The organism is Gelidibacter sp., from assembly GCF_039916245.1.
Taxonomy (GTDB): Bacteria; Bacteroidota; Bacteroidia; order Flavobacteriales; family Flavobacteriaceae; genus Gelidibacter.
The window spans coordinates 1-11278 of sequence record NZ_JBDSLS010000143.1; the positions used below are offsets into that span (position 1 = coordinate 1).

Annotated in this window: 9 protein-coding genes; 1 reads left to right on the plus strand and 8 read right to left on the minus strand. The window is 38.0% G+C overall.

Annotated features, from left to right (window positions below; translation table 11 throughout):
* Together purL and ABIQ28_RS07445 are read right to left on the minus strand one after the other, a co-directional pair.
* Window positions 1–2221 (minus strand): phosphoribosylformylglycinamidine synthase (purL, locus tag ABIQ28_RS07440; protein WP_348036254.1); only part of this gene is annotated, 2221 nt, incomplete at its 3' end.
* Window positions 2222–2463: 242 nt separating this feature from the next.
* Window positions 2464–3675 (minus strand): methyltransferase domain-containing protein, encoded by a 1212-nt coding sequence (locus tag ABIQ28_RS07445; RefSeq protein WP_348036255.1) that lies wholly within the window; start codon window positions 3673–3675, stop codon window positions 2464–2466.
* A 157-nt stretch (window positions 3676–3832) separates the two neighbouring features.
* On the opposite strand from ABIQ28_RS07445, the gene ABIQ28_RS07450 reads away from it, so the two are divergent.
* A complete protein-coding gene (locus ABIQ28_RS07450; RefSeq protein ID WP_348036257.1) occupies window positions 3833–4879 on the plus strand; it encodes an oxidoreductase in 1047 nt (348 codons plus the stop codon).
* A gap of 82 nt (window positions 4880–4961) precedes the next feature.
* On the opposite strand, the gene ABIQ28_RS07455 is transcribed toward ABIQ28_RS07450, so the two are convergent.
* The 6 genes from ABIQ28_RS07455 to ABIQ28_RS07480 form a co-directional block, all read right to left on the minus strand.
* Window positions 4962–5405, minus strand: coding sequence for a sensor of ECF-type sigma factor (locus tag ABIQ28_RS07455; RefSeq protein WP_348036258.1), 444 nt, complete (start codon window positions 5403–5405; stop codon window positions 4962–4964).
* Window positions 5402–5914, minus strand: a complete 513-nt coding sequence (locus tag ABIQ28_RS07460; RefSeq protein WP_348036259.1) for a hypothetical protein — start codon at window positions 5912–5914, stop codon at window positions 5402–5404. The genes ABIQ28_RS07455 and ABIQ28_RS07460 overlap by 4 nt, the downstream gene beginning before the upstream one ends.
* Window positions 5915–6037: 123 nt before the next feature.
* Window positions 6038–6580: an RNA polymerase sigma factor gene (locus ABIQ28_RS07465; protein ID WP_348036260.1), complete on the minus strand. Its 543-nt coding sequence runs from the start codon at window positions 6578–6580 to the stop codon at window positions 6038–6040.
* Between the two features lie 377 nt (window positions 6581–6957).
* Window positions 6958–8784, minus strand: coding sequence for an ABC transporter ATP-binding protein (locus ABIQ28_RS07470; RefSeq protein ID WP_348036261.1), 1827 nt, complete (start codon window positions 8782–8784; stop codon window positions 6958–6960).
* The gene (locus tag ABIQ28_RS07475; protein ID WP_348036262.1) at window positions 8785–10512 is read right to left on the minus strand and encodes a phospho-sugar mutase; all 1728 of its coding nucleotides are present in this window, start codon (window positions 10510–10512) and stop codon (window positions 8785–8787) included. It lies immediately after the preceding gene.
* 80 nt (window positions 10513–10592) lie between these two features.
* On the minus strand, window positions 10593–11278 hold a 686-nt coding region (locus ABIQ28_RS07480; protein ID WP_348036263.1), incomplete at its 5' end, for a glycosyltransferase.

An 11278-nucleotide genomic window follows, 5' to 3' on the forward strand; every position in this document is an offset into this window, starting at 1 on the left:
AATCTTTTCCTGTTGGAACGTTGATTCCTAAATCAATTGTAAAATCAGAAACTGCTTTAACAGCGGCATAAAGTCGGGCATCTTCTCCCTCGTTTTTACAAGGCCACATCCAGTTTGCTGAAAGTGAAACACTTTTAAGATCGTCTTTCAATGGTGCCCACATAATGTTGGTCAAGGCTTCGGTAATGCCGTTTCTACTGCCTGCAACAGGATCGATTAAGCCAGCAATAGGCGAGTGGCCAATGGAGGTGGCGACGCCTTCTTTTCCTCTATAATCCAAGGCCATTACAGCTACGTTATTGAGCGGTAATTGTAAGGGGCCGGCACATTGTTGTTTGGCTACTTTACCTCCCACACAACGGTCTACTTTATTGGTTAACCAATCTTTAGAAGCCACCGCTTCCAATTGTAATAATTGGTCTAAATAATCGTAGAAGGCTTCTTTTTTATAAGTAACAGGATCATAGTTTCTGATGACGGTGTTATCCGTCATGATTGTTTTTGGAGAGCTTCCAAACATGTCATCCATTCCCAAGTCCATTGGTTTATGTCCTGTGGTTTGAGATTCAAAAGTAAACCGATTGTTTCCGGTAACATCACCCACAGTGTACATTGGCGCACGCTCGCGGTCGGCTATTTTTTGAAGTATTTCCAAATGTTTTTCAGCAATGACCAAGCCCATACGTTCTTGAGATTCATTGCCAATAATTTCTTTTGCCGATAATGTAGGGTCGCCAACCGGTAATTTATCTAAATCGATTAGTCCGCCAGTGTCTTCCACCAATTCACTTAAACAATTTAAATGACCTCCAGCACCATGATCATGAATGGAAACGATAAAATTCTCTTCGCTTTCGACCATTCCACGAACTGCGTTGGCGGCACGTTTTTGCATTTCTGGATTGGAACGTTGTACGGCATTTAATTCGATACCTGTAGAAAATTCGCCGGTATCTGCCGATGAAACTGCAGCACCACCCATTCCAATACGGTAGTTCTCGCCACCAAGGATGACGACTTTATCGCCAATTTTAGGAATGTCTTTTAGCGCTTGATCTGCTTTCGCATAACCAATACCACCAGCTTGCATGATCACTTTATCATAGCCTAGCTTCCGAGCGTGTGCTGAGCTTGCTTGCCCTGAGTCTTGTCGAAGGGTCGAAGCATCTTGATGTTCGTCATGTTCAAAAGTCAATACAGACCCGCAAATTAGAGGTTGGCCAAATTTGTTACCAAAGTCTGAGGCGCCATTCGATGCTTTTATAAGAATGTCCATTGGGGTTTGGTATAACCAAGGGCGTGCTTCCATTTTTTGTTCCCAAGGACGGTCTTTTTCCAATCGGGAATACGACGTCATATAAACTGCGGTTCCTGCTAATGGCAAAGATCCTTTTCCACCAGCAAGTCGGTCTCTGATTTCTCCACCAGCACCTGTAGCAGCACCGTTAAAAGGCTCAACCGTGGTTGGGAAATTATGAGTTTCTGCTTTTAACGAAATGACCGATTCATAATCCGTAGTTTGATAAAAATCAGGCTTATCGGCGGTTTTTGGGGCAAATTGTTCAACGATTGGACCTTTTATAAAGGCAACGTTGTCCTTGTATGCAGAAACAATAGTGTTAGGGTTTTCACTGGAAGTGTCACGAATCATCTTGAAAAGTGACTTTTCCTTTTCTTCGCCATCAATAACAAAAGTGCCATTAAAAATTTTATGACGACAGTGTTCACTATTGACCTGTGAAAATCCGAAAACTTCAGAATCGGTTAGTTTTCTGCCTATATTTTTTGAGATACCTTCTAAATATTCGATTTCTTCGTCATTTAAGGACAATCCTTCTTGTTGATTATAGGCAGAAATATCCTCGATATGTTGAATCGCTTCCGGTTGAATATGAATCGTAAACGCCTCTTGATCGATACCATGATACTTTTCAGAAATCATCGGGTCAAAGTCCTTAAAGTCTTCAGAAACGGCTTGAAATTCTTCAATACGGATTATCCCCGTAATTCCCATATTCTGCGTAATTTCAACAGCATTCGTACTCCAAGGCGTAATCATGGCGGCCCGCGGACCTACAAAAAAAGCATCGAGAGATGCTTGTTCTATTTTAGGTTGATTGCCAAATAACCACACCAATTTATCGATGGTTTCTGTGGATAATTCTTTTGTTGCTTGAACAGCAAATACTTCACTGTTTTGGTTTCCGAAGAAATGAATCATTATGTCTTAGTTTATGCCCGAACCTTCGCTCAGACAGTTTGTGTTTTGAAAATGCAAAATTAGTCTTTTTAAAGGATAATTTTTCATAATAAATCATAAAAAAAAGCGACTTGTATAAGCCGCTTTCTTGTGAAATTATGAGTGTTTTGTTTGATCAATCTTTTTGTGAGCAAACTTTTTATTGATTTTAAGCTTACCAAAATACCTTAGAATTAACTTGGAAATTTTAGTTTGTTATAGCTTTATTTTTTCTGTAAACGGGCCATATAAAAACCATCAAAACCAGATTTAGAAGACAACACCTTTTCGTCTTTTACCAACGTAAAATCTTTGCCGTTTTCTGAAGCTAAAAACGTTTTCACTTGATCTTGGTTTTCAGAAGGTAAAATAGAACAGGTGGCATAGACCAATTGTCCGCCAGATTTGACCATTCTTGAATATTGTTGCAAGATTTCCTGTTGGGTTATCTTGATTTTATCAATAAATTCGGGTTGTAGTTTCCATTTCGCATCCGGATTTCTGCGAAGAACGCCTAATCCAGAACAAGGCGCATCAATCAAAACGCGATCGGCTTTGTCATACAGTTTTTTGATGACTTTAGTCGAATCGATTGTTCTTGTTTCTACATTAAAAACACCGTTTCGTTTCGCTCTTCGTTTAAGTTCGTTGAGCTTATTTTCATAAATATCCATGGCAATCACTTGCCCTTTATTTTCCATTAAAGTAGCAATATGCAATGCTTTTCCGCCAGCACCGGCACAAGCATCTACTACGCGCATACCCGGCTCAACATTTAAAAATCTGGCCACCAATTGTGAAGACGCATCCTGAACTTCAAAATGGCCATCTTTAAAAGCGTCGGTTTGAAATACGTTGGCGCGCTCTTTTAATTTTAAGGCGTCGGGATAGTTGGCTATAAATTCAGTTTCAATGTCCAAGTCAAACAACACCGCCTGTAAAGCTTCTTTGGTTGTTTTTAAGGTGTTGACTCTTAAGATGACATCGGCTTGTTCATTGAGAGCCGTTATTTCTTTGCTCCAAACGTCTTTGCCTAATTCTTTCTCGCCCAACTCATCCATCCAATCTGGAATAGATTCCTTAAACTTCCTGATTTTGGAAAGTTCATCAAATCTTCCTTTGATTTTTCGGGTCGGCGTGCTTTCAAAATAGGACCAATCTGGGAGTTTGATGCCTTTTAAGGTGGCCCAAACCGCAAACATTCTCCAAATATTATCTCTATCAAAAGGTTCTTTCACTTCAGCGATTTCAGCATAAAGGCGCTTCCATCTTACAATATCGTATGTGGTTTCTGCAACAAAGGCACGATCTCGCGCGCCCCAACGTTTGTCGCGTTTTAATAATTGTTGAATGACTTTGTCAGCATATTGATCTTCATTAAAAATGAGCATTAATCCATCAATAACTGCAAAACATAGATTTCTGTGTAATCTCATTTTTTAAGTTTTTTTGTTGTTTGTCGTTAAGTTGTGCGACTGCAAGTTTTATTATAAAAATTGCGACTGCAAAGCTACGTTAAAATGCCACGAATGCGAGACAATTTTGTTTTTTTTAAAGGTAAATCAAGTATCTTTCCCCAAAAAATATATGAAGATGAGAATTTTGATCCCTCTATTTTTGTTTGCAGCGATTGTGTCCTGTAAACATAAAGAAGAAAATGCTAAAAATAAAATCGCCTCCGTTGCGATTGAAGAGATTTACACCGATAGCGTGTTAAGCATCAGGGCGATTGATGTGGCCTCCGATAAAAGTATTGCATTTGCAGCCAATGACGGCGTCTTCGGATTATACAATCCACAAACGGAGCAGTGGATCACAGCGCAGCAAGATTACGACACTTTGAATTTGCAGTTTAGAGCAGTAGCACGAACTATCAATGACTTTTTTATGATAAGTGTTGAGAACCCTGCCTTATTATTTAAGACAGGAGAAAACGGCGCCATGGAAGTGGTTTATAAAGAAGAAAGCGATAAAGTGTTTTATGATGCCATGCGTTTTTGGAATTCCCAAGAAGGTATTGCTATTGGCGATCCAACAGAAGATTGTTTGAGTATCATTATTACACGGGATGGTGGGCACACATGGCATAAGTTGCCTTGCAGTCTCCTACCAAAAATTAAGGAAGGTGAAGCTGCTTTTGCCGCGAGTAATTCCAATATTGCCATTGTTGGAAATAAGGCTTGGGTAGCGACTGGAGGTATGACAAGTCGGATTTTATTTTCTGATGATAAAGGCAAAACATGGCAAATTTTTGACACGCCAATGATTCATGGTAAAGCCACTACAGGCATTTATTCCATTGATTTTTATGATGAAAACAACGGATTTGCAATCGGTGGCGATTACACGAAACCTGACGAAACGAAGGCAAATAAGATGAGAACTTCAGATGGCGGAAAGACTTGGCAATTGGTAGCAGATGGCGTAGAGCCAGGATATAGAAGTTGTGTGCAGTATGTTCCAAATAGCAACGGAAAGGAATTGGTGGCTGTTGGGGAAAAAGGAATTGACTATTCTTCTGATTCGGGCAACACCTGGAAGCATTTAAGCGATGAGGGTTTTCATACCATTCGGTTTTTGAATGATAGTGTGGCTTATGCAGCAGGGCAGGGCAGGATAGCGAAATTGGAATTCCAATAATTCATCAAAAATCCAATAAAAAAAAATCCCAAATTCCAATGTCGTATTGGAATTTGGGATTTTTTAATTTAAGGAATTGTCCTTAAGGTTTCTTCTTAACGTCGTTATGACGTTTTTTGTATTCTTCAAGCATTTTTACATTAAACTCATCTTCAGCGATTCTCAACTTAATGATTTTCTGTGCAGGCATCACTTTTAATAGACTTTCTATATATTCGATTCGCGTGTTTTGGCGCTCTTTTTCTAAAGTGATCAGGTCATTTAATATGGCCTTAGCACTGGCTTCGCTCATATCTTCTGAAATTTGTTGCTGCTTTGTATAGCCCGTTCTTCGTTGCGCATCTTTTTTGCTTTCATAAGCATTATAGATCGGCCAGAATTTTTGAGCTTCCGCTTCAGTCAAGGCCAAACGTTCTGAGATAAAGGCTACTTTGAGTGCTTTAATTTTTTCTCGTTTATCAGAGTTTTGTGAAAATGACGACCAAGACATTAAGCTCACAAATAAAATAAGTGCTATTTTTTTCATTTTCTAATTATTAAATCTTCAATAGAAGCATTATCAAGCAGATAATTTTCCAAGGATTCATCTGTAAACGTGTTCGTAACGAAATTATCCAGTACTAAATCCTCGTCATTTAAAAAAGAGGCGATATCATAAATGTTCAAGTTTTGGCCATTCAGATACTCTTCAATGGAAGCTGTCTCAATTTTGTTTATTGAGACATCATTCTGAGATTTTGTAAAAACCGTCAATAACAATATTAATGAGGCGGCAATGCCTGAAATATAAGCAGCATTTCGCCAAGATCCCATTTTTATGACTTTTGGAGAGGCATCATCTTTAAGACGCTTTTGTAGTTTGTCATCAAAGTTCTCAAAATAGTTGTCAGGAACTTTGTAGCCGGAATTTGAAATGGGCGCCAACTCCTTTTGAACTTCTATTTTCTTAAACAAGCGTTGGTCAAAGGCAGCAAAATATTCATCAGGAGTTTTGAACCCTGATTCCTTAATATTATGTAAGTGACTTTTTTTCATGTGCTTATTTCTAGTGTTTTTTAACGGACACATGCCGTTCGCCTTTAATCTTTTCCTAAGGTTTCAAAATCTTTAACATGCTCGTTTCATGCTATTACTAGGACTTAATATTTCTCAAAAGGTTTAATGAGAGGTCAGAAACTCCTCAATTTTTTTTACTGCAATATGATAGGAAGCTTTTAATGCTCCTTCACTAGTTTCCAAAATCTCCGACATTTCTGAATATTTGATGTCGTCAAAATACCGCATATTGAAAACCAACTTCTGTTTTTCGGGTAAAGTGGCTATGGCCTTTTGTAATTTTAACTGAATCTCGTCGCCTTCAAAATAAACATCGGCTTGAAGATTGTCTATGGTTTGTTGCTGTAATTCTTCGCTCGTGATACTTTGTAGTTGGGCATTTCTTTTAAGGTGCGTGAGGGCTTCATTGGTTGCAATACGATACATCCATGAATACAGTTTGCTTTCACCTTTAAACTTATGAATATTATTATAGATTTTGATGAAGGTGTTTTGCAATACATCATCAGTGTCGTCATGCGAGGTCACAATTTTTCGAATATGCCAATACAGCCGTTCTTTGTAGAGCTTAAGCAATTCCTTAAAAGCGGATTCTTTTGTTTTCTCGGAGGTTAATCTTAAAATGAGTTCGTCGTCGTGATGCACAAAAGTTTTTTTTAATAAGACTGCTGAAGATATAAAAAGTTTAATGCAATAATTATGAAAATCAAGTTTTAATTAATAGACTGGTAATTAATAACTTGCGCAACAAATAATCGTTTAAGCGCATTTATTATCGATGAATAACATTTTTTTCTTGTTTGGTATTATAAAATGTAATATGTTTGCATCAACCTAACCTACTATGATAGTCAATGTGCCCTAAGCATTGGCGGTAAAAAGAAAAGGATGCGCATTGGTAGTGGCATCCTTTTTTTTATTAGTGAAACTCTGGTTTTAAAATGAGCGAAGCAACATTTAAAAACAGATAGTTGAACTAATCCCGCTTTTTAGCGGAATCGCAATTCCAGTATTTCCTAAGCCTACTCGAAACTCTGCATATCCACCAGCATTTTATATACTCCATTTTTTTCGATGAGTTCATTGTGTTTGCCTTGTTCAACAATTTCTCCTTTTTGCATGACCACAATTTCATCCGCATTTTGAATGGTTGATAATCGATGCGCAATGACAATAGAGGTTCTGTTGCGCATCATATTTTCGAGAGCAGATTGTACCAAACGCTCACTTTCTGTATCTAAAGCCGAAGTGGCTTCATCCAGAATCATGATCGGAGGGTTTTTTAGAACGGCTCTGGCAATGCTCAAACGTTGCTTTTGACCACCGGACAATTTATTTCCAGAGTCGCCAATGTTTGAGTTTATCCCATTTGGAAGGTCTTTCACAAATTCCCAAGCGTTGGCAATTTTTAAGGCTTCAATCACTTCTTCATCGGTGGCATTTTGCTTCCCAATTTTAAGATTATTGCTAATCGTGTCGTTAAACAGAATGGAATCTTGGGATACGACACCCAGCATCCCTCTTAAGGATGATTTTGATAAATTTTTGATATCTACCCCATCAATTGTAATGATACCTTCGTTAACATCATAAAATCGGGTAATGAGATTGGCGATGGTACTTTTTCCACTTCCTGATTGTCCAACCAATGCAACCGTTTTGCCTTTAGGAACATTCAGATTGAAATTTTTGAGCACCAAGTCATTCTCATATTTAAAGGAGATGTTGTTTACGGAAATATTCGATTCAAAAGTGTCTTTTAGTACTGGGTTTTCGATTTCTTTAATTGTGTTTTCAGAGTCCAAGAACTCCAAAATACGTTCGGCAGCACCATTTCCTTTTTTAACACCATAACTTGCTTTGGCGATAGCCTTGGCAGGTGTGAGAATATTATAGGCCAATGAAATATAGCCTATAAAGAAACTCGGATCCATGGAATTATCGATAAATACCAAATAACCACCATAAACCAACAGAATTCCAATCACGACAATTCCTAAAACTTCGCTCATAGGAGACGCCAGATTCTGACGATTCAAGAGGGTATTGGAATATTTGTAATAGCGCTCGTTGGAATCTTCAAATTTCTTGGCAAATACTTTCTCAACATCAAAAGCTTTGATGATTCGCAGGCCTGACATCGTTTCTTCAAGGATGGATAAAAAGACACCTTGTTCCTGTTGGACTTTTAAAGATCCTTTTTTGAGTGATTTTCCAATTTTTGAAATGATAAATCCTGAAATCGGTATGAAAATAAAAACAAACAAGGTCAATTTGACACTTAGGATGAGCATCGCAATCAATGAAAACAAAATCGTCAAAGGTTCTCTGACAATCATTTCCAAGACGGCCAAGAACGAGTTTTTTACTTCATCCACGTCACTGCTCACACGAGAGATGGTGTCGCCCTTTGTTTTTTCAGAATAAAAGGCGAGTGGTAAAGTAACTATTTTATCGAACATAACATTTCTGATGTCTTTTAGAACACCGTTTCTTAAAAATGTGATGTAATACATTCCCAGATAATTAAAGAGATTTTTAAGTAAAAAGATACTAATGATCACTGAAACCATTAGCATGAGGACTTTAAAATCGCCATAAATCTCAATCCTATCGACTACAAAAAAGTTAAGGGAATCTTCCACAAAACTTTTAATACTTCCTAGGCCTTCAAATTTAGGTTTAGCAACAACTACGCGTTGATCACTGAAAATAACCTTAAAAATAGGAATTAGAGCAAGAAAAGAAAGCGTGCTAAAAAGCGCGTAAAGGATGTTGAAAAAAATGTTGAGATAAGCATATTTTTTATACGGAATAATAAACCGATAGAACTTTTTTAAATACTCCATTTAACTCAATTTCATGTCTTTTAAGATGGCGGCAATTTTTTGCTGCAGTTGGGCATCCACTGTTGGATAGTCTTTTGTTGATGACAAAGGCGCATTAACGCTCATGTAAAATTTTATTTTAGGTTCGGTTCCGCTTGGTCTCAACGCTATTTTACTGCCATCTGCAGTATAATAAATAAGCACATTCGATTTTGGAATATCTATAGCTTCATCTTTATTAGTGATAAAGTTTCTTGCTATTGAAAGTTCGTAATCCTCGATTCGTGTTACTTTAGAACCGTTAATTTCTTTAAGCGGATTTTCTCTGGCGTCGATCATCATTTGATTGATTTCTTGAGCTCCTTCCATGCCTTTTTTGGTTATGGCGACTAAGTGTTCTTTGTAAAGACCGTGGGATACGTATAATTCCAAAAGTGTTTCATAAAACGAACTGCCATCGGCTTTAGCCTGTGCTGCAATTTCGCAAGCTAGAAGGGTAGAGGTAACCGCATCTTTATCACGAACAAAATCACCGACCATAAAACCAAAGCTTTCTTCGCCACCACCAATAAAGTCGAGTTCAGGGAAATCCTTGATCATTTTAGCAATCCATTTAAATCCGGTCAAGCCTTCTTTATATTCTACATCATATGAGTTTACCAATACTTCCACCATAGGTGTCGAAACGATAGTGGAACCCACAAATTCGTTACCATCAAGTTTACCTTGCTTTTTCCATTGTTTTAAGAGGAAATCGGTCATGACTAACATGGTTTGATTACCATTGAGCAGAATTAATTTACCGTCCAAATCTCTAACGGCAACGCCTAAACGGTCGCAGTCAGGATCTGTTCCAATCACGATATCGGCATTTACTTTATCGGCTAATTCCAAAGCCATTTTTAAAGCTTCTGGTTCTTCTGGATTAGGCGATTTTACAGTTGGGAAATCGCCATCTGGCACTTCTTGTTCTTTTACAAAATGGACATTGTTATAACCTGCACGTTTCAGCGTTTCAGGAACAGTTGTAATTGACGTACCATGAAGTGAGGTAAACACCACGTTTAGTCCGTCTTTCGCTTGCTGACTTGTGAAATTTCCATTTTTTACTGAAGCGTTAATAAATGCCTCATCCACTTCTTTGCCTATAATCTTGATGAATTTATCTTTAGCTTCAAATTTAATTTCAGAATAATCTAGACTGTTAATTTCGTCAACGATAGCGGCATCTTGAGGTGGCACTAATTGTCCGCCGTCTTGCCAATATACTTTATAGCCATTGTATTCTGGAGGATTATGTGATGCTGTCAAAACAATTCCGCAGTGGCAATTTAAATGTCTGACGGAAAAGGAAAGTTCAGGAGTGGTGCGTAAATCTTCAAATAAATAAACCTGAATGTCATTTGCTGAAAACACATCGGCCACAACTTTTGCTAAGGTTTTACTGTTGTGACGACAATCATAAGCAATAACCACTTTAGGGGTTTCATTTGGAAATTGCTCGTGCAAATAATTGCTCAGGCCTTGCGTGTTTCTACCAAGCGTATATTTATTGATACGGTTGGTGCCAACGCCCATAACACCGCGCATCCCACCAGTTCCAAACTCTAAATCCTTATAAAAACCTTCTTGTATTTCCTTAGGATGAAAGGCGATACCCTCCTTAATTTCATTTTGTGTTTCTTTATCAAAAGTTGGTGTTAACCAAGCATTTATACGTTCTAAAATTTTTGGATCAATGTAGATCATAGCGGTGCGATTATGATTAATATTACAAAAATAGGCAATTAAGCAAATGTTACTTGATTAACGGCTATTAATTTGATGGATTAGAAGTTCAATTCCTCATTAATGAGATATCGTTTTTTGTCATCTTTGGTGCGTAAAATAATTTCGCCCAAAAAGCCAGCAATAAAGAACTGGGTCCCAATCATCATTGTGGATAAAGCCATATAAAATTGCGGACGTTCTGTGATGAGTCGTCCACTGGTATTAAAAAAGAGTTTGTCGAGGCCCAAATAGAGTGTGAAACCAAAGCCAATCATGAACATGATCACACCTAAGGCGCCAAAAAGATGCATTGGTCGTCGGCCAAAACGCGAAATAAACCAAATGGTCAACAAATCAAGAAATCCATGGACAAAGCGGTCCATACCGAATTTGGTGCTTCCGTACTTTCGAGCCTGATGAAGGACTATTTTTTCGCCAATATTTGAAAAGCCTGCATTTTTGGCCAACACCGGAATATAGCGGTGCATTTCGCCATGGACATCAATGTTTTTGACCACATTGCGGTTGTAGGCTTTAAGGCCGCAGTTAAAATCATTCAAGGTTACGCCCGAGGTTTTTCGAGCAGCCCAATTGAATAGTTTGGAAGGCAAGTTTTTGGAAATCACGGAGTCATAGCGTTTTTTCTTCCAACCTGAAACCAAATCATAGTGATCTTTGACAATCATATTATAAAGCTCAGGGATTTCTTCAGGATTGTCTTGCAAATCGGCGTCCATAGTAATGA

Coding starts and splice junctions, on each gene's coding strand:
- ABIQ28_RS07445 (WP_348036255.1), bottom strand. CDS start 3,675: ATGAGATTACACAGAAATCTATGTTTTGCAGTTATTGATGGATTAATG.
- ABIQ28_RS07450 (WP_348036257.1), top strand. CDS start 3,833: ATGAGAATTTTGATCCCTCTATTTTTGTTTGCAGCGATTGTGTCCTGT.
- ABIQ28_RS07455 (WP_348036258.1), bottom strand. CDS start 5,405: ATGAAAAAAATAGCACTTATTTTATTTGTGAGCTTAATGTCTTGGTCG.
- ABIQ28_RS07460 (WP_348036259.1), bottom strand. CDS start 5,914: ATGAAAAAAAGTCACTTACATAATATTAAGGAATCAGGGTTCAAAACT.
- ABIQ28_RS07470 (WP_348036261.1), bottom strand. CDS start 8,784: ATGGAGTATTTAAAAAAGTTCTATCGGTTTATTATTCCGTATAAAAAA.
- ABIQ28_RS07475 (WP_348036262.1), bottom strand. CDS start 10,512: ATGATCTACATTGATCCAAAAATTTTAGAACGTATAAATGCTTGGTTA.